The following is a 17,874-nucleotide window of genomic DNA, read 5'->3' as shown; positions in this document are numbered from 1 at the left end:
TCCTTAAATTTAGATACTGATCGGTGCAGAAGTAGACCGTAGCACTTCTGCACCGATCAGTATCGAGACGGTAGGATGGGAGGCATGGAGATCACCCGGAAAGCGCCGATCGGCCGGCCGAGAGGCTTCGACGCCGACGAGGCCCTGGAGCGGGCGATGCTGGTCTTCTGGAAGCAGGGCTACGAAGGAGCCAGCCTCACCGAACTGACCAGCGCCATGGGCATCACCCGCAAGAGCATGTACGCGGCCTTCGGCAACAAGGAGGCACTGTTCCGCAAGGTTCTGGAGCGCTACACCGAAGGCCCTGCCTCCTATGCGGCCCGCGCGCTGGAGAAGCCGAGCGCCCGGGAGGTGGCCAAGGCCCTCCTCGCCGGCTCGGTCAGCACGACCACCCGCCCCGACTGCCCCGCCGGGTGCCTGGGTGTGCAGGGCTCGCTGGCCTCCGGCGACTCCGGACGGGCCGCCCGGGACGCACTGATCACCTGGCGCGACGACGGCCGCACTCGCCTGCGCCACCGGTTCCAGCGGGCTGTCGACGAGGGTGATCTACCCCCCGGCGCGGACCCGGAACTGCTCGCCCGATACGTCATGACCGTGGCGAACGGCATCGCCGTCCAGGCCGCCAGCGGCGCCACCCGCTCCGAACTCCAGCAGGTGGCCGACGCGGCACTGCGAAATTGGCCGCCCGCCTGACAGCCGGTGCCCCCAGGCGCGTAGCGCGCCACCCAAAGCGAGGAACCGCACTCAAACCAGTGACAACGCCCGTCGACAAGGCCGTCGTCACGGTCAAGGCTGGTGGCCGCGATCAGGCTGGCGGTGGGGGCGCGCACGGTGATCTGGCCGTGCGTCCATGCCGGATGGACAGGTGCTCGGGCTGAGGAAAACTTCGAGGAGAACACCGACTGCTGACCACCCCGCTCGCCTCGCCCGAGGGCATCGAGGACCTGGATGGCTGGACACTTCACCGGCTCCGGCACAGCGCCTTGACACACGACGCTGAGGGCGGCACCTCTACCCCGATGCTGCTGGCCCGCTCCCGCCACACCTCCGTCCGCTCCCTGGAGCGGTACGCCCGCCTCGGCGTCGGCTCGGTCGCCCGGCACGTCGCCGAACCAGGGCCAGTGTCTTTGCCTGCGCTCCGTCCCAGGCCGATTCCTCCCACAGCGCCCCCGGCCCGCGGCCGCCGACTCCCGCACCCCATCTACCGACACCCGGTTCTCCCCCTCAACTCGACTGCCGTCGTCTTGTGGCGCAGCGGGGCAGCCGGACGACGGTCACCCCGCTCCATGATCGGCGCGTGCGGTGTCCGGGGCGGTGTTCCGGCAGAAGGTCATTCCATTGCGGGGAGGACCGCCGTGCGGCCGCGTGGGTTGCGATCCGCAGCCGCAGCCGCACTGGCAGACACACTGTCTTACGGCGGCACCGCACTGAACCTACGCGCTCACCCTGCCAGCCCGTCGATCAGGCGGGCGAGCTGCGCGGGCGCCTCCAGGTGGACGAGGTGGCCCTGACCGGGCAGCTCGTGAACCACGGCGGCGGGGACACGCCGGCGGATGTCGTCGAAGGCCGTCCCGTAAGGAGCGGTGCCCCGGTTCGCGCCGCCGACGATCAGATCGACGTGGTCCGCCCGCCGAGCCAGGACGTCCGGCAGCGGCTCGTTCACGGCCAGCGTCTCGTCATACAGCGGTTCACTCAGGCGACGGAGGGCTTCCCACACCTCGCGGTCCGCCCGCAAGGCCTTCACCCGTGCCGGGTCCAGGCCGGTGATCTTCCGGTTGACGATGTCGACGGTCGCCTCCCAGTCTTCGTTCTCCCGCGCGGCCTTGAGGTCGGGCAGGGCGTGACGGCCGAAGGGCCGCATCACGGGCTCATAGGCGATCAGCCTGCGCAGGGGCCGCTCGTCGGCGGCGAGCAGCGCGATCAGGCCTCCGTAGCTCCAGCCGAAGACCACCGACGTGCCGGGGAGGACGTCGAGGACGGCGCCCAGGTCCTCGACCTCGGTGCGCAGCGAGTAGGTGTCGGTCAGCGGCCCTGAGGGAGTGCGGCCCCGGCGGTTGACGACCATGACGGAGGGCCAGGCGCTGATGGCCGAGGCGACGTGGCGCCACGCGTGTGCGTCGCTCATCACGCCTGGGAGGACGACGAGGCCCGGGGCGCCGGGGTCGCCGTGCACGTCGACCGTGACCCAACTGCCGCCAGCGACCGACACTCTTTTCTGAATCGTTTGCTCCATAAATCGATTATGGAGCAAACGCTCTACAATGCAAGGGTGGAACAACGACAGCGGGGGCGCCCCCAGGCCTTCAACCGGGATCACGTGATCCTCGAGTCCGCCCGCCTGTTCTGGCGGAGCGGCTATTCAGGCACCTCGACGCGCGCCCTGACCGCCGCTCTCGGGCTGTCGACATCGAGCCTCTACGCCGCTTTCGGCAGCAAGGCCGGGCTGTTCGAGGAGGCCGTGCGGACCTACGCCGAGCGCTACCGGGAGATCTACGCGCGGGCCGTTGAGGAAGGGGACGTCCATGCCGTCGTCGAGCGCGTCCTCGTCGAGTCGGTTGACGAGTTCAGCCAGCCGAGCAACACCCACCCAGGCTGCCTCCTCAGCAGCGCCGTGATGACGGACAGCACGAGCACGCTCGACGCGAGCGCCTACTTCGCCGAACTCCAGAACTCGAACGAACGGACCCTGCGCGAGCGCATCGACCGCGCGATCCGGGACGGCGACCTGGCCGCGGACACCGACGCGGCGGCCCTCACCGGACTCGTCCAGTCCATCTGGCACGGACTGTCGGTACGCGCCCGGCTCGGCGCGCCCCGCGAGGAGCTGCTCGCGGCGGTACGGCTCACCCAAGACCTGATCCGCAAGCTCACGCCGTGAGGGTGTGCCGTTCGAAAATTCGTCGCTGCTGGTCAGGCCGCGTGTCTGTACTCGTTGATCACGCTGCCAAGTATTCGGGTGCGTCGAAGGCGGTGAGCGGACGGGGTGACTATGGGCGTCGGGTGCACCTGGGCAAGGGGAGGGTGAGGTTGATCCCGGGGAGTGGACACCGGGTTTCATGCGACGAGTGACAGCGTACGTGTCGTGATGAGTTGTTGTTCGAACTCGGCTGGTGTGAGATAGCCGAGCGTGGAGCGGCGACGGCGCCGGTTGTAGTACGAAAGCCGGCGGAACAGCTCGAGCCGGGCCTGTGCCTTCGAGGTCCAGCGGCGTCCGTGGAGCAACTCGCGCTTGAGGCCCTGGAAGAACGACTCGGCGAGGGCGTTGACGCTCCTATAGTTGTCAACTCGCGGCAGAGGCTGTTCGTGGGGCGGGTCGAAGCAGGTGGTAGACCGCGCGGATGACGTAGCGCTTGAGGCAGCGGATGATCTCTCGTTCGGTCTTGCCCTCGGTGGTGCGGCGGGCGACGTAGTCGATGGTGGGCTGGTGGAACCGCATGCGGACGATGACGGTGCGGTAGATCGCGGCGTTGAGCTGGCGGTGGCCGCCGTGGTTGATGCGGTGTCTGCCGCTGGTCATGCCCGAGCCGGTGGGCACCGGGGCGATGCCGGCGAGTTTGGCGAGGGCGGCGTCGGACTTGATGCGTTCGGGGTTGTCGCCGGTCACGATGAGGATCTCCGCGGCGGTGTCCACGCCGATACCGAAGGGCTCGAGCAGTTGCGGAGCGGTTCGCCGGACGAGGTCGGCGATCATCTTCGTAAGTTTTTTGGCCTCGGCGTCCAGGTACTGCCACCGCTTGGCGAGAGTGCGCAGGGTGTGGCAGAGCGCGTCCTCGGGTGTGTCCAGGTGGCGGGGGCGCAGGCCGGCCAGGTGCCGGGCCAGGGCGATCTGCGTCTTGCCCGCAATCTCCGCGCGAAGTGTGTCCGGGGCGTGGACGGGCATTGCCTTGATTGTGACTATCGCTGCGGCGCGTTGTTCGACGGCCTGCTCGTGGGCGATTTTGAGCTGGCGGATCATCTCGGCTTCGCCGTCGGCGGTCTTCGGGGTGGCCGTCGCGAAGCCGGCCAGCACGGCGCGGGCGGCGTTCTAGGCGTCCAGGGTGTCGGACTTGCCGTTCATGCGCCGCAGCCGCCGGTCCGGGCGGCCCGCCTCGACGACCTTGTGGCCGTTCCTGCGCAGGAAAGAGGCCAGCGTGGCACCGTAGGAGCCGGTGCCCTCGACCCCGAAGGCCAGGATTCTGCCGAACGGGGCTGCCCAGTCCAGCAGTTGCTGGAAGCCCCCGGTGTCGGTGGGAATCGTCAAGGTCGCCAGGATCCCGCCGATCGTGTCCATGACGGCTGCGACGTGCACGTGCTTATGAGTGTCGACGCCGATCACGATGTGCCCGGACCTGACTTGCTCGCTGGTGTGCACCGTGCTTCCCTCCGGTCGGTAACGTGGGTGTTCACGCTGCCGCCGGCCGGCCGGACAGGACTGTCACGGGGACGCTTTGACGAGTCGGCTCCAGGCTCCTATCAGGTCACGTCCGTCCGGTGGCAGCGCTTGCTGCGTGCCCGGCCAGGCGGTCGACAGATCAACGCCAGGACACCTGTTGGGTCGGTCGTAAGCAAGAGTCAGACCGCCACAGCCGGGACTACCCGATCCTTGCGGGATCCGGTGAGAACAGACTGACAGTCGTAGGCGTCGCCGACCGAGCCGATCGTGGCCGCGATACCGGCGGCGTCCAGGTGCGCCAAGCGGAGCTCGCAGGTGAGGTGCACTTTCCACCCGTCCGGAATGGTCTGGACTACTTGGTCGGCGTGGCAGAGCACCTAGAGGGTGGAAGCGAACCGAGTGCAAGAGCGCGGCACACAGTCCGTGGGTCATATGTGGATCACATGTGGGTCAGGAGGTGTGCGGGCAGTTGCCGCGGTACTCCTGGATGGTCGTGCTCGCGCGGGGCAGCGGGCACAGGAACTGCTCGTAGCGGGTGTCGTTGTCGATGAACCGCTTCAGCCAGGAAATGCTGTACTTCGCGATCGACGTGTTCGGGGTGAAGTGCGTCGCGCCGTTGAGTTCCAGGTAGGCCTTGTCCAGGGTGGACGGCAGGCTCTGGCAGAACGGCTCGGAGTGCGAGGAGACGGGCGCGATGCTGTCGCCGTCCGCGCCGATCACCAGGGTGGGGGTCCGGACCTCCGGCCAGGTCTTGTCGAGGTTCCACGGGGTGAGCGGGATGGCGGCCTGCAGCGACGGCCGGTCCTTGGCCGCTTCGAGCGAGCCACCGCCACCCATCGAGTGCCCCATCACCCCCAGCCGGGAGCTGTCGATCCGGGTGCGGACACCGCTGCTCCTGGTGAGGTAGTCCAGCGCGGCCAGCAGCTCGTCACCCCGCGTGGCCGGCTGGTCGGACGTGGTGATGGTGTCGATGGTGAACACCACGAAGCCCTGGGAGGCGAGCCGAGGCCCCAGCCACGCGATCGACGACTGGTACGCGGTGTAACCGGGTGAGATCGCCACCGCCCCGAAGGTGCCGTCACTGTTGCTCGTGGGGTAGTAGATGGTGCCGCCGCCGAACCCGCTCGCGGCGAGCCGGGAGGCGGACATCTGCGAGACGGCGTACGGGCCCCTCGTCGCCTCGATGCCGCTGGTGGTGGGCGCCGGGCCGCGCTGGTAGGGGTTGTCCGCGGCGTCCGCGCCGCCCGTGAGGGTGGTGGCCAGACCGGCGACCGCGGCGAGGGTGGCCAGCAGGCCCACGAGCGGGCCGCGCGACCGGGCGGTGACGCGGCGGGGTGTCGGCCGCCGCGGGCGTGGGGGAGGGAATGGGAGCGGAAAGCGGGGATTCCTGCACGAACGGGTCCTTTCGCCCAGCCCCGTGCGCCGATGCCCGGGTGGGGAACTCCACGGGCGTCACGGAACCAGGATGTTGTCTCGGGTGTCACTCCAGCGGCGCCCGGTCTCCGCCCGGCGCGGGAGCGGACGGCTCGTCAGGCGCTCCCGGCCGGACAGCCGCGGCACACGGACCGACCACTGCTGTCACCCACCGGAAACCGTCCATCGTCAAGCCCCTCTCTGCCCGCGCCCACACCTGCGGGGACCGGGTACGACCGGGCTCCGAGGCCCGGACCGCTGTAAGCAGCATCAACGTAGGACCACATCAGCCCCTGGGGCATCTGTGGAATCACCCGTCAGGAAAGGCTCCCGCCTCCCACAGACCGGTCAGAAGGCGTACCGTACCCGCAGCCACGGGGCGTGGGCGGAGATCAGGTCGCGGAGGGCGGCGACCGCCTCGGCCTTGACCTGGTTGCGGTAGCGGACGTTGAGGGCGCCGTTCTGCGAGCGCTTGGCCTGCTGGAGGTCCGGCTGCCACAGCACCTCCTCGGCGCGGGGGTGCCAGCCCAGGTTGACCTCGTGCAGCTCCCGGTTGTGCGTCAGCATGATCACCTCGGTGGCCGCCTGCCGCTTCACGCGGTCCGGCAGGACGTCGTCCAGGTGCCGGAGCAGCTCGGCCCAGTCCGCCTGCCACCCGGGGCGCACCACCACGGGGGAGAGGTTGAAGTGGACCTCGTAACCGGCGTCCAGGAAGTCGGCGGCCGCGGCGATGCGGTCGGCCACCGGTGACGTACGGACGTCCAGGAGCCGGGAGTCGTCCGCGGGCATGAGGGAGAAGCGGACGCGGGTCCGGCCGCGCGGGTCGAGGGAGAGCAGGTCGGGGTTGACGAACTTCGTGGCGAAGGACGCCTTCGCGGTGGGCCACTGCCGGAAGGCGTGCACGAGATCCGCGATGTTGTCGCAGATCAGCGCGTCCACCGAACAGTCACCGTTCTCTCCGATGTCGTACACCCATGCCTGGGGGTCGCACTGGTTCGGCTCGGCCTTCGGACCCAGCTTCCTGACGTGCCGGCCGAGGTGGGCAATGATCCGGTCGATGTTGGTGAACACGGTGATCGGGTTGGCGTACCCCTTGCGGCGCGGTACGTAGCAGTAGGCGCAGGCCATCGCGCAGCCGTTGGAGGGGCCCGGCGCGATCCAGTCGGCCGACCGGCCGTTGGGGCGGGTGGTGAGCGTCTTCTTCTCGCCCAGGACCAACGTCTCACCCTTAACGCGCACCCATCGGTCGACGTTGCCCTCGTTGCCGTGCAGCCCGGGGATCCGCCAGTGCGAGTCCACCTCGACCACCCGGGCGTCCGGGAAGCGCGCGATGACCTGCCGGCCCCGGGGAGAGGCCGCCGCCACGGGTTCCGCGTGGATCTCGCGCACGGGCAGCAGGCGCCGGGCGGCCGGGGAGTCCCAAAAGAACGGGCCGGGACCGGCGGCCCCGGCCGGGGGCGCGGGGGTGTCGCCGACACCCAGGGCGTCGAGACCGAACAGGGTGTCGGAGCCGTCGTCCGGCACGGCGGACGGGTGGTGCATGGCTGCTCCGAGGCGGGTGAGAGGCTGAGACGGACACGCGAGAGTCATGTACACAGGCGCGTACAAAACAGGACGTTCCACTGTACGCGTCCTGACCGCGGCCCGGTACCCCGCGCCTCCGCGGACCGGCTCACGGGTACGCGGTGGTGCACCGGCTCGGGGACCCAAGAGCTCAGGGACCTGGGACCGCGACTCAGCTTGTTCTTTTTCTTCCGGCCTCGAACAGTGTCTCGAACTGAGTCGCTCACCTGGGGATTCGCCGGACGCGGGGGCGGCCTTCGTCTGATCATGTGCTCCGACCAAGGTGCACTGACCAGGACGAAGGCCGTGGGGGTGAGTCTGCTGCCTGATGCCGTACGGAGGGAAGCGTTCGCGGAAGCGTCACGCTTCCGGGGAGAGTTCTACGAGTGTCTGACCGCCCGGCGGGATGAGTTGTTCGAGCTGGCGGACGCGGTGCTGTGTGCCGACGGTGCGGTGAAGTCCCCGGTGGACCTGACACTGTTGCCCGAACATCGTCGTGGACACGGAGCGATGTACGGCGGCCTGAACCACGGCCGCATCGACACCGGTCGGCTGCGGACGGTGCTGGCCGGGCTGTCGCTGCCGCGGTTCGACGGCGGGCGCCTGGTCCTGGCGGTCGACGTGTCACCGTGGCTCCGCTCGGACGCGCCGTGCTCGGCGGAACGGCTCTTCTGCCACGTCTACGGCCGGGCGAAGACGGCCTCGCAGTTCATCCCGGGCTGGCCCTACTCCTTCGTCGCCGTGCTGGAGCCGGGCGCCACCTTCTGGACCGCGATCCTGGACGCGGTCCGCCTCGGACCTGTCGACGACGCGACCGCGGTCACCGCCGCCCAGCTGCGGGGAGTCGCCGAGCGGCTCATCACCGCGGGACAGTGGCAGAACGGGGATCCGCATATCGTGATCGTCAGCGACGCCGGCTGCGACGTCACCCGCCTGGCCTGGGTCCTGCGCGATCTGCCGGTCGAGCTGGTCGGCCGGGTCCGCTCCGACCGCGTCATGCGCCTGCCGAAGCCGTCCCGCCGACCGGGGACGAACGGCCGGCCACCCAAGCACGGACCGGAGTTCCGCTTCACCAAGCCGGAGACCTGGCCCGAGCCCGCGATCACCACCGTCACCGGCACCACCAACTACGGCAAGGCCGAAACACAGGCATGGGACCGGGTCCATCCCCGGCTCGCCCACCGTTCCTCATGGCTCGACCACGACGGCGAACTGCCCTTGGTCGAAGGCACGTTGATCCGGTTGAAGGTCGAGCGTCTATCGAAGGACCGGGATGCTCCGCCGGTGTGGTTGCGGTCCTCGAAGACCGGTGCCACCCCGGACGATGTGGACCGCTTCTGGCAGGCGTTCCTCCGCCGCTTCGATCTGGAGCACACCTTCCGCTTCGCGAAGCAGACCCTCGGCTGGACCACCCCGAAACTCCGTACTCCCGAGGCGGCGGACCGCTGGACCTGGATCCTGATCGTCGCTCACCCCCAGCTCCGGCTCGCCCGCCCTCTCGCCGAAGACCTCCGCCGGCCCTGGGAGAAGCCCACCGCCTCCAGCCGGCTCACCCCCGCCCGGGTCCGCCGGGGGTTCAGGAACATCCGCGCTCACCTCGTCTGCCCGGCTCGCGTTCCCAAACCCCGCGGCGCCGGCCCAGGACGGCCACCCGGCGCCAAGAACAGGCACCGGGCACCCCGCTATGACGTCGGCAAGACCGTCAAACGCCCCGAAACCCTCAAGGCCATCGGCAAGCCCGGAAGATCTTGGTAGAGAAAGAACAAGCTCAGTACCTGTTTCTGATCCCCGGTTACGGGTGGCCTTGGGTCCTACGCTGGCGTGGTGTCCAAGGGCACCGGGCGGGCCGGAGAGAGGAACTGTCGGGCTTGTGGCGAACGGCTGAGGCCGGGGGCCCGGCCTGACACCTTTCCGCGCGGGATGGCGGGTCTCGGTGAACACCGTGGCCCGCCTCATGGCCGGACTCGGCCTGGTCGGACGGAAGGTCCGCCATCGGCGCGGGCTGACCCGGCCCGGCAGACGGCCGGCGGCCCCGGACTTCGTGCGCCGTGACTTCACCGCGGACGCTCCGGACCAGCTGTGGTGCGGTGATATGACCGAGATCACCACCGGTGAGGGCAAGCTCTACCTGGCCACCGTCATCGACCTGTTCTCGCGTCGAATTGCTCGGCTGTGCGATGGGCGCCCGTCACGACGCCGAGCTCGTCGTCGCCTCCCTGAACATGGCCACGGCCACCCGCGGCGACGACGTCAGGGGCGTGATCTTCCACAGCGACCGCGGCAGCGAATACGTCTCCCGGCGCTTTCGCAGGTCCTGTCACCGCCTGGGCGTGACCCAGTCCATGGGCCGCGTCGGATCATGCTTCGACAACGCCGTCAGCGAGGCGTTCAACAGCGTGCTCAAGGCCGAGTACGTCCACCGGCACACCTTCACCACCCGCACCGAGGCCCAGCTGCGGACCGCGACCTGGATCACCGGTTTCCACAACAACCGACGGCTACACAGCGTATGCGGCTACCACAGCCCGATCGACTACGAACGAAACCACCAGGCCGACCCCACCGCGGAGTCGGCCGCTTGAAAGATCTCCACAGCCCGAGGGGATTGACAGTCTGTGCGCGCCCTCGAACCGCACTCGCGGTTCTCTGCGTCGGCTGACCGGGCCTCCTCGACTTCAGCCCGACTGCAGATCGCTCGGAGACGGTGAGAATGCCTCAAGAATCGCGAAGTTCCATCACCCGGCCACCCCGCGCTCAAAGACGGAAGAACCTCCTGGCCACACGTCGGAAAGGACTCAGCGGGGTTCGGGGAACTCACGGCATGTCGCACAGCTGGAGCAGGACCCCGATCTGCCCGGCGGCGAGATGGGCGACGGTCTCGATGACGGTGCACCGCCCGTCCGCACCGACGATGATCTCGGTGTGCGAGGCGCCGTGCCGGATACCGGCCGCCCGGATGGCCGCGTCCATCTCCCGGCACACGGCCGCCTCCACGGCCGGAGGCAGGCGGACAGGGGGGCTGTGCCCCGTCTCGCCCCTCTTCGCACCGCCGGTCACCTGCTTTCGGGTGACGGCGAGGTGCATGGTGGTGTCGTCCTGAGGGGAGGGCCTCGACGCTGTACTCCACCCCGGCGGCGTACGCCTGGACCAAGATGCACGGGTCGCCGCCGCTGTTGTACATGTCGGCCACCGCACGGGCGGCGTCGGCGGCCGCGGCCGGGCCGGTCACCACCGTGACGCCGGCGCAGCCCGCCCCGGCTACCGGCTTGACGGCGCACGGGAAGCCGGCCTTCGGGTCCGTCAGCGCGGCGAGCAGGTCCCGCGACCTGCGGCTCTACGACTGGTTCACGTGGTTTACGAGCACTTTCACCGAACCGGTCAAATGGACTATAAGTCTCAACTTAACGTTTATGGTTGCTGACCTGTCGGCGAAGGCCAACCGCGCATCGCACGGCGCCTCCCTTCCTCGCCAGCAGCCAGGCAGCTCCCCACGAGGCTTTTCCGCCCACCCTCCTGCCCAGAAGTACTGACGGGGCTGTCGGCCGGACAAGAAGTTCTGGAATCATGATGAAGTCGATGGTCCTCATCGAGATTGTCTTGTACCGGCCAGTTGGGGGGAGCGCCGATGAACCTGACGGACCTGTCTTGGCGACCGTGCTTGTTCTCATGCCGGTCCAGTTTGCCGCCCAACTCGCCATCACCCTGCGCATTCTCAGCAAGAAGACCGCTTACAAGACGATGGCGCTGTGCTGGGTCACCTGTCTGGTCGCCTACGGTTTCATACAGCACTGGCGCGGTGCAGGCCTCGCCGCGTTCATGGCGGCGTTCACCACTGTCGCCTGGTGGCGCCACCGCAAAGACGACGACGAGGACGGCCCGCGCCGCCGTCGCCGGCGCATCGCGTCTTCGGTCCGCTCACGGCTCCCACGGCCTGTTCCCGTAGCGCGCCCAGCACCCACGGAGAGCTGACTGCGCGGGGAGCAGCAAGCGTGGGCCAGGCTGATCAAGTGAGGGGCGGGGCCCTCCCTGCATGCGCGGGGTGGTCTCGCCTTATCTATGGCCGTGCGGGCTTGCCGGTACTGCTTCGCAGCGGCTGGGACGGCCTCTCCAGGAGGACTTGTGCAACAGAGAAACGAGAGCAGCGACGGCCCAATCTGGTGGGTGAGATGCGGTGAGGCGTTGCTCGGGTCACTGTCTTCACCATTCGGTGATCAGCCATGGACCGTGGTCCGCTTCGAACCGTCCGACGAATGGGAAAGGTTTCGCCCCCTTCTTGAAGCTCAGGCCGAAGCGCACAGACTCGGCTTCCCCGAGGACAAGGTGAGCGCAGTCAAGGCGGTGATGGACCTGCACCTTGAACTGCACCCGGTGCATGAGGGCCCAGTCATCAGACCCATGCTCATCTACATCGAGGGGCACGAGGCAAGGTTTCGTACCTGACCTGCAGTGGAGATCCACAGATTGATCCGCCGCAAGCCTGATCGGAGTTTCACCAAGCCGCAAGACCGCGAATGGCTTCACTCCGGCTGAGACGCCATCCGCTTTCCGAACGTGATCGTTTGGTTCGGGCTGGGTGGGCATGAACTCCGGCTGGCAACGGGAGAGATGGGCATGGTTTGTCCGTTCGTCTCGCTTGTGGAGGTGGCTGGTGCCGTCGGTGCTCGGTCTGCTGGAGGCCCGGGAGAAGAAGGTCCGGGAAGAGGTGGCACGGTTGCGGGAGGAGGCCGAGCGGGTGCAGGCCGCCCTCGGCGAGGCAGAACGTGCGCTTCAGCGCCTTGCAGATGCCCGTGCGATGGTGGCCGAGGTGCTGGCCGAGCCGCCGTGTGCGGTCGCGGAGCCGGTGGCGGGGGCGGTGGTGCCCAGACGGGCCGAGGGGATGACAGCGACGGTCCTGCCTGCCGACTACCAGCGGGTCATGTCCGTGCTGGAGCCGGATGCGGCCCGGGAGGGAATGCGGTGCCAGCAGCTGGCCGCGGCCCTGGGCCTTCAGGCGGTCCCGGCGAAGGTCGAGGGGGTACGGTCGAAGGCGAAACGCCTGGTGGAGCGGGGATAGGCGCTCCAGACGCGGCCGGGGGTGTTCACTCCGCTCGGGGCACCGGGCGGCTGAAGGCGCCGGGGCGCCGTCCGGCCACGCGGCTGCTCATAAGCATGGTCATGGACCACAGCACCATGGCCGGCGTTGTCACGTTGTTGGGTGCGTGACTGCCTGACGGTGCGTCGGGGCATGGTGGGCCTGCGGCCCGGGCCTGTCTTCAGGCCGTGGTGGGCAGGTGGGCAGCGCCGGTGACCTGCTTCCAGATCGCGAAGCGGACGGTCGTCTCGGCGCGGTGGCCGGAGGCGGTCATCAAGTGGCGGCGGGGCCGGAAGTGGGGCGAGATACCGCTGAAGGCGGACAGGAACCGCTGTGCCCCGCCGGTACTGCGGAAGCCCTTCATCGCCCGTTCGCGCTGCCTCGTCGGCTGGTGGGAGTTCTCGGCCCGGTTGTTCGGGCCTTTGTGGGAGCGGTGCTCGACCGAGGGCATCACCTCGCGGTGGGCCGCGCGGCAGGAACGAAGCTTGTCCGTGACGATCACCCGCGGTACGGCCCCGGTTCCTCGGAGGAGCCGACGAAAGAAGCGCCTGGCCGCGGCCTTGTTGCGCCGGCTCTGGACGAGGACGTCCAGCACGTTGCCGTCCTGGTCGACCGCGCGCCGGAGGTACTTCCGCTCGCCGTTGACCGTAGGAGAGACCTCGTCCAGGTGCCACTTGTCCCCCGGGCCTCGCACGCCGGCGGCGCAGCGCGTTGGCGTAGGACTGCCCGAACTTCGGACACCACCAGCAAATCGTCTCGTGGGACACGACGACGCCGCGCTGCAGCATCAGCTCCGCCACCTCACGGAAATGACAACGAGAAGCGGAAGTACAGCCACACGCAGTGGGAGATCACCTCCACCGGGAACCGGTGCCCCTTTGTGCGACGGCGGCATACTGCCCACGGACAACCCCCTCCACCATGATCAACCCGAAGATCATTCCACCCCGCCAGCCAACGTGACAGTGCCCTTCAAGGTGTTCGAGACGTAGTTGCGGTCCTCCTTGTCCCTCTTTCCGGAGGGAGCTACACCTTCCGTCACGGAAATGACGAGGACGGTCAACTTGCCCGCGCGCGGCGCCATGACGGCGATGCAGGTGTTTTCGTCCGAGCCGCGCAGCTCCACTCCGGACGGCAGGTGGTCGCCGAGCAGTACACCCCGGTCACGGGCCGGAATCTCTTGGCACGGTGGCATTCAGCGAGGCGCGCAGGCGGGTCGCTGCGCGGGCCGCGTGCTTGGGGGTGTGCTCGCGCACCTGGTGCACCGGCGCCAGGCTGCCGGGGAGCGTGGGAAACAGCGCGAGCCTTCACCAGGGTGGGTTGGCCGGGCAGTCGGGGCCATCCCCGCATGCCGCAGGGAGCAGTTCCTGCCCCGATTTGGACGTATTCCTCAGCTCCCTCACCGCGAGGTCGTGGAGTGGCCGCTTGCGGAGGACAAGCGCCAGCACCGTATCGACCTGGCCGGCACGCCCGTTTCTCACACCACCCGGCACCAGGGACGGATGGCGTCCCGCAGTGTGGTGTAGGGGATCTCCGCGGTTGAGTGCGCGGGTTCTGCTCCCTGTGGTGCACCGCCTGCCGGTGACTGTGCCCTACTCAACTGGCAGGCCACCGTGCAACTGTCCGGAGTGAACGGGCAGTTCGACCCCAGGGGGTGCACGGTGGCCTTGTCCCAGCATGACCTACTTCGCCTGCTTGAATCACTACGTTCGGCCGATGGTCTTGAACTCGTCCGCGAGGTCGCCGAGCGGCTGCTGCAGGAACTGATCGAGGCCGAGGCCACTACAAAGATCGGAGCCGAGTGGGGCGAACACACCGGCACCCGCACCACCTGGCGCAACGGCCACCGCGAAAAAACCATGACCACGCAGGCCGGCGACCTGGAACTCGCCATCCCGAAACTGCGGGCCGGGAGCTTCTTCCCCAGCCTCCTCGAGCGCCGGCGGCGCATCGACCAGGCCCTCTACGCGGTCATCATGGAGGCATACGTCCACGGCGTGTCCACCCGCTCCGTCGACGACCTCGTCAAAGCCCTCGGCTCCGACACCGGGATATCCAAGAGCGAGGTCTCCCGGATCTGCGCCGACCTGGACGAACAGCTCGACGCCTTCCGGACCCGTCCGCTGGACCACATCCGCTTCCCCTACCTCTTCCTCGACGCCACCTACGTCAAGGCCCGCGTCGATCACCGCATCGTCTCCCAGGCCATCGTCATCGCCACCGGCGTCACCCAGGACGGCGGCCGGGAAGTCGTCGGTGTCATGGTCGGCGACAGCGAAACCGAAGCGTTCTGGGCCCAGTTCCTGCGTCACCTGCGAGAACGTGGAATGAGTGGCGTCCGCCTGGTCATCTCCGACAGCCACAGCGGCCTGGTCAAAGCGATCCGCAAGGTCATGCTCGGCTCCGCCTGGCAGCGCTGCCGGGTCCACTTCGTCCGCAACGTCTTCGCCGTGATCCCGAAAGGATCTGCGGAGATGGTCGCAGCCACGATCCACACCGTCTTCGCCCAGCCCACCGCAGACGCCGTCCGCACCCAACTCGACACGGTCGCCGACATGCTCGGCCGACAGTTCCCCAAGGTCAGAGAGATGCTGCTGGAGGCCAAAGAAGACCTGACCGCGTTCGCGGACTTCCCCCACCAGCACTGGAAGAAGATCCAGTCCACGAACCCGCTGGAACGGCTGAACCGGGAGATCAAACGCCGCACCGACGTCGTCCAGGTCTTCCCGAACCCGACCGCCGTCCTCCGCCTCGCCACCGCGGTCCTCGCCGAACTTCACGACGAATGGATCGCCTTCCCCCGCCGCTACCTCTCCAACGAGAGCATGGACGCTCTCTACATCGACATCCCGACCGTCCTGCCAGCGGCGTCAGACGGCTGATCGCCTACACCACGGGAAGGGACGTGACCCAGGGACGCCCCTTACACCCTGATCCTGGTGTTCAACCGGAATCCCGTACGCCCAGCCCGAGCCGGGGATCTCGTCCGGTCATCGGGTGCGGTCCAGGCGTGCGTGGAGATCGTCCGGATCGGCTTGGGGGAAGTCGATCCGGAACGGGGTGACCTTCTCTTCGGGGATCACGCGACGACCACCTCCTCCTGCCCCGCGCCGGGTCTGGTGCCCCGCGGCGGTTCCACGATCCCGCGGGTGGCCAGCAGGAAGCCCAGCTCGACCCGGCTGCGGCTGCCCAGCATCTCGGAGGTCCTCTTCACATGGTTGGCCACCGAGCGGAGGCTGATGCCGAGCTGGCTCGCGATGGCCTTGTCGGGCAACCCGGTGACGAGGAGGCGCAGGACGGCGAGGCGGATCTCCTCGGTCAGGATGTCCAGGGTGGATCCGGGGTGCATGAGCGTCGGCTCGGATCGGGCCCACTCGTGCGAGAAGGACCGGACCAGGTACTGCACGATGCCGGGGTGGCGGACGACGAGGGCTTCGGTGCTGCGGCTGAGGACGCTGGGGATGAACGCGACGGTGCGGTCACACACGATCAGCCGCTCGAACAGCTCCTCCGACGTGCGGACCTCGGCTCCGGCAGCGGTGATCTGTTCCACGTAGGACAGCGTCGGGCCGTGCGTGCGGATCGAGTGTTGGTAGAGGGTGCGCTGGCGCACGCCCCGAGCGGCGAGCCTGAGGTCCCGGGGCAGCGCCTCCGCCAGCAGTGCGGGGGCGCGTCCGCCGCCCGGCTGCATGGTCAGCAGCTCGCTGACACAGTTGCTGACGGCCTGTTCCAGGGCTGTACTGATGACATCGGCCCCGATGAGCCGACGCACGAGGGCATCGCCTTCCTGGGCCTCCAGGTAGACGCCTTCCAGCCGGGACAGCGAGACCCGCATCGCAGCCAGCCGGTGCTGATTGTCGAGGATCGTGCGCTCGATCGGCTGGGTGATGCCGAAGAGGGCCACGTCAGGTGGGACCGCCACGCACTCTCCGGTCTCCGGAGAGGGACGAATCAACCCCATCTCCACGATGCAGGACGGTATTTCACCCGCCGCCCGACCACCTCTGAGCACGTCCCGGTACACGTTCACGCCACGGTCGCAGATGTCCACGCGCCCGTTAAGTGACTCTTCATCAGCACTTATACACATAATTTCCCCTTGCATTTTCCTGCACTGCATCTAAATCCTGCCGCTATTCGTTGTCGACAGCGCAACCGGGGTGGAAGTCTCAAGGGGTGCCCGGGGAAGCCGCAACCTTTCGGGGCACACAGGAATGCGTTCAATCCCGAAGTCGTCTCACTGGTGGAAGAAGACAAGACGTTGACCGGCGCCATCTCTGCCCTAATTCTCACCCTGCTCGGTTCTGCTTCCGGCCTCGTGGCCGCGGATGCGGCCCACTCGGACCCGAACAAGGCCTCCCACACCGTTTCCCCCAATGCGATCGCCCCGTACAGCGACTCCGCCTGGGGCTAGGCAGCTCGGCATCTCCCCCTCTCTTCCAGTCCTTCGGACCGCTCGGTCCGAACCCCCTCAGAAGGAACGCAATGACCCGCACAGCCGTCGTCACCGGCGCCAGCAGCGGAATCGGGAAGGCCACCGCGCAGCGGCTGGCCAAGGACGGCTACCACGTCTTCCTGGTCGCCCGCCGCGCCGAACTGCTGGCCGAGCTGGCCGAGGAGACCGGCGGCACGGCAGTGGCCTGTGACATCACCGACCCCGCGGCCGTACGTACCGCCTTCGCGGCTCTGGACCGCTGTGACCTGCTGGTCAACGTCGCGGGCGGAGCGCTGGGCGCCGACTCCACGGCCGAGTCCACCGGTGAGTCCTGGCAGTGGATGTTCTCCGTGAACGTCCTGGGCACCCTCCACGTGACCCAGACCCTGCTGCCCCTACTGCGCACCTCGCCCGACGGCGGAACCATCGTCAACATCACCTCGACGGCCGCGTTCGTCAGCTACGAGGGCGGTGCCGGATACAGCGCCGCCAAGGCCTCCCAGCACGCGCTCACCGAGACCCTGCGCCTCGAACTGTGCGGCACCCCGGTCCGGGTCATCGAGATCGCCCCGGGGATGGTCCACACGGAGGAGTTCGCCCTCAACCGCTTCCACGGCGACGCGGAGAAGGCTGCCGCCGTCTACGCCGGTGTGGACCGTCCGCTGCGCGCCGAGGACGTCGCCGAGTGCGTGGCGCTCACCGTGGCCCTGCCGCAGCACGTGAACGTCGATCGCCTGGTGGTGCGCCCGGTGGCTCAGGCCGCCCAGCACAAGACGCACCGGGGATCCATTTTCCCCGTCTGACAATCCGTATTCCGGTCACATTTCAGCTGACGCCACCTTCACCCTGGCCGAAAATCATCGAAAGGGGGTGAGCTCTGCCATGTCCTTGTGGCGAACGATTAAAGAGAAGCTCTTCGGGCGCAAGCGCCGGAAGAAGAACGACGCCTCCATCTACCCGATGTTCTGAGTCCCGACCGTCATTTCGGAGCCGCGGAACTTGCCGGGGACGACCGGCCGA

17 protein-coding genes and 3 pseudogenes are annotated in these 17,874 nt (G+C 68.2%); 10 read left to right on the top strand and 10 right to left on the bottom strand.

Translation table 11 applies throughout. The annotated features are described in order from the left end of the window. Positions 1-84: 84 nt before the first annotated feature. Positions 85-693, top strand: a complete 609-nt coding sequence (locus BN1555_RS37435; protein WP_093804370.1) for a TetR/AcrR family transcriptional regulator — start codon at positions 85-87, stop codon at positions 691-693. Between the two features lie 748 nt (positions 694-1,441). On the opposite strand, the gene BN1555_RS37425 is transcribed toward BN1555_RS37435, so the two are convergent. Next, positions 1,442-2,233 carry an alpha/beta fold hydrolase gene (locus BN1555_RS37425; RefSeq protein WP_093804369.1) on the bottom strand — a complete coding sequence of 264 codons (792 nt, stop codon included), beginning with the start codon at positions 2,231-2,233 and terminating at the stop codon, positions 1,442-1,444. A 36-nt stretch (positions 2,234-2,269) separates the two neighbouring features. Here BN1555_RS37425 and BN1555_RS37420 point away from each other — a divergent pair, with 36 nt between their 5' ends. Further along, entirely contained in the window at positions 2,270-2,878 is a 609-nt protein-coding gene (locus tag BN1555_RS37420; protein ID WP_093804368.1) for a TetR/AcrR family transcriptional regulator, read from the top strand. 176 nt (positions 2,879-3,054) lie between these two features. Here BN1555_RS37420 and BN1555_RS37410 read toward each other — a convergent pair. From BN1555_RS37410 to BN1555_RS37395, 5 genes and pseudogenes are all read right to left on the bottom strand, one after another. Further along, positions 3,055-3,264 (bottom strand): annotated as a pseudogene (locus tag BN1555_RS37410) (IS3 family transposase); the annotation flags it as partial. A 16-nt stretch (positions 3,265-3,280) separates the two neighbouring features. Next, positions 3,281-4,009, bottom strand: a complete 729-nt coding sequence (locus tag BN1555_RS37405) for a transposase (protein ID WP_218058282.1) — start codon at positions 4,007-4,009, stop codon at positions 3,281-3,283. A 15-nt stretch (positions 4,010-4,024) separates the two neighbouring features. Continuing rightward, positions 4,025-4,351 carry an IS110 family transposase gene (locus tag BN1555_RS39785; protein WP_218058281.1) on the bottom strand — a complete coding sequence of 109 codons (327 nt, stop codon included), beginning with the start codon at positions 4,349-4,351 and terminating at the stop codon, positions 4,025-4,027. A 471-nt stretch (positions 4,352-4,822) separates the two neighbouring features. Then, positions 4,823-5,671 (bottom strand): bis(hydroxyethyl) terephthalate hydrolase, encoded by an 849-nt coding sequence (locus BN1555_RS37400; protein ID WP_107081162.1) that lies wholly within the window; start codon positions 5,669-5,671, stop codon positions 4,823-4,825. A gap of 462 nt (positions 5,672-6,133) precedes the next feature. Beyond that, positions 6,134-7,327: a spore photoproduct lyase family protein gene (locus BN1555_RS37395; RefSeq protein ID WP_093804366.1), complete on the bottom strand. Its 1,194-nt coding sequence runs from the start codon at positions 7,325-7,327 to the stop codon at positions 6,134-6,136. A gap of 333 nt (positions 7,328-7,660) precedes the next feature. On the opposite strand from BN1555_RS37395, the gene BN1555_RS37390 reads away from it, so the two are divergent. The 3 genes and pseudogenes from BN1555_RS37390 to BN1555_RS37385 all read left to right on the top strand — a co-directional run bounded on the left by BN1555_RS37390 (position 7,661) and on the right by BN1555_RS37385 (position 9,930). Beyond that, entirely contained in the window at positions 7,661-9,103 is a 1,443-nt protein-coding gene (locus BN1555_RS37390; protein ID WP_304364565.1) for an NF041680 family putative transposase, read from the top strand. Positions 9,104-9,302: 199 nt separating this feature from the next. Continuing rightward, positions 9,303-9,500 (top strand): annotated as a pseudogene (locus tag BN1555_RS41875) (IS3 family transposase); the annotation flags it as partial. A gap of 25 nt (positions 9,501-9,525) precedes the next feature. Continuing rightward, a complete protein-coding gene (locus tag BN1555_RS37385; protein ID WP_093804364.1) occupies positions 9,526-9,930 on the top strand; it encodes a DDE-type integrase/transposase/recombinase in 405 nt (134 codons plus the stop codon). A gap of 232 nt (positions 9,931-10,162) precedes the next feature. Here the strand turns inward: BN1555_RS37385 and BN1555_RS39520 are convergent, their stop codons facing one another. Then, a complete protein-coding gene (locus BN1555_RS39520) occupies positions 10,163-10,432 on the bottom strand; it encodes an ATP-grasp domain-containing protein (protein WP_093804363.1) in 270 nt (89 codons plus the stop codon). Positions 10,433-10,912: 480 nt separating this feature from the next. Between BN1555_RS39520 and BN1555_RS37370 the strand changes: the two genes are divergently transcribed. The 3 genes from BN1555_RS37370 to BN1555_RS37365 all read left to right on the top strand — a co-directional run bounded on the left by BN1555_RS37370 (position 10,913) and on the right by BN1555_RS37365 (position 12,401). Next, positions 10,913-11,317 (top strand): hypothetical protein, encoded by a 405-nt coding sequence (locus BN1555_RS37370; RefSeq protein ID WP_093804361.1) that lies wholly within the window; start codon positions 10,913-10,915, stop codon positions 11,315-11,317. Positions 11,318-11,572: 255 nt separating this feature from the next. Next, positions 11,573-11,788, top strand: a complete 216-nt coding sequence (locus BN1555_RS38690) for a hypothetical protein (RefSeq protein WP_141662990.1) — start codon at positions 11,573-11,575, stop codon at positions 11,786-11,788. Between the two features lie 208 nt (positions 11,789-11,996). Then, positions 11,997-12,401: a hypothetical protein gene (locus BN1555_RS37365; RefSeq protein ID WP_093804360.1), complete on the top strand. Its 405-nt coding sequence runs from the start codon at positions 11,997-11,999 to the stop codon at positions 12,399-12,401. A gap of 199 nt (positions 12,402-12,600) precedes the next feature. Here the strand turns inward: BN1555_RS37365 and BN1555_RS37360 are convergent. Beyond that, positions 12,601-13,280: pseudogene (locus tag BN1555_RS37360) on the bottom strand (IS6 family transposase). Positions 13,281-13,356: 76 nt separating this feature from the next. Next, a complete protein-coding gene (locus BN1555_RS39515) occupies positions 13,357-13,545 on the bottom strand; it encodes a hypothetical protein (protein WP_176710386.1) in 189 nt (62 codons plus the stop codon). Between the two features lie 535 nt (positions 13,546-14,080). On the opposite strand from BN1555_RS39515, the gene BN1555_RS37350 reads away from it, so the two are divergent. Beyond that, positions 14,081-15,301 carry an IS256 family transposase gene (locus tag BN1555_RS37350; RefSeq protein ID WP_093804153.1) on the top strand — a complete coding sequence of 407 codons (1,221 nt, stop codon included), beginning with the start codon at positions 14,081-14,083 and terminating at the stop codon, positions 15,299-15,301. 197 nt (positions 15,302-15,498) lie between these two features. Here BN1555_RS37350 and BN1555_RS37345 read toward each other — a convergent pair whose 3' ends face one another. Continuing rightward, on the bottom strand, positions 15,499-16,341 hold the full coding sequence (locus tag BN1555_RS37345; RefSeq protein WP_176710385.1) for a LuxR C-terminal-related transcriptional regulator: 843 nt from the start codon (positions 16,339-16,341) through the stop codon (positions 15,499-15,501). A 563-nt stretch (positions 16,342-16,904) separates the two neighbouring features. On the opposite strand from BN1555_RS37345, the gene BN1555_RS37340 reads away from it, so the two are divergent. Further along, on the top strand, positions 16,905-17,657 hold the full coding sequence (locus BN1555_RS37340; protein ID WP_093804358.1) for an SDR family oxidoreductase: 753 nt from the start codon (positions 16,905-16,907) through the stop codon (positions 17,655-17,657). Positions 17,658-17,874 lie beyond the last annotated feature (217 nt).

It is taken from the genome of Streptomyces sp. Wb2n-11, from assembly GCF_001049855.1.
Lineage (GTDB): Bacteria > Actinomycetota > Actinomycetes > Streptomycetales > Streptomycetaceae > Streptomyces > Streptomyces altiplanensis.
The sequence above is the reverse complement of the archived record's forward strand: the minus strand, read 5'-3'. Positions and strand labels throughout refer to the sequence as shown.

What these genes read in the sequence shown, in the direction of transcription:
- BN1555_RS37395 (WP_093804366.1), bottom strand. Translation starts at nt 7,327, where the DNA reads ATGCACCACCCGTCCGCCGTGCCGGACGACGGCTCCGACACCCTGTTC.
- BN1555_RS39520 (WP_093804363.1), bottom strand. Translation starts at nt 10,432, where the DNA reads ATGCACCTCGCCGTCACCCGAAAGCAGGTGACCGGCGGTGCGAAGAGG.
- BN1555_RS37385 (WP_093804364.1), top strand. Translation starts at nt 9,526, where the DNA reads ATGGGCGCCCGTCACGACGCCGAGCTCGTCGTCGCCTCCCTGAACATG.
- BN1555_RS37425 (WP_093804369.1), bottom strand. Translation starts at nt 2,233, where the DNA reads ATGGAGCAAACGATTCAGAAAAGAGTGTCGGTCGCTGGCGGCAGTTGG.
- BN1555_RS37435 (WP_093804370.1), top strand. Translation starts at nt 85, where the DNA reads ATGGAGATCACCCGGAAAGCGCCGATCGGCCGGCCGAGAGGCTTCGAC.
- BN1555_RS37340 (WP_093804358.1), top strand. Translation starts at nt 16,905, where the DNA reads ATGACCCGCACAGCCGTCGTCACCGGCGCCAGCAGCGGAATCGGGAAG.
- BN1555_RS37370 (WP_093804361.1), top strand. Translation starts at nt 10,913, where the DNA reads ATGATGAAGTCGATGGTCCTCATCGAGATTGTCTTGTACCGGCCAGTT.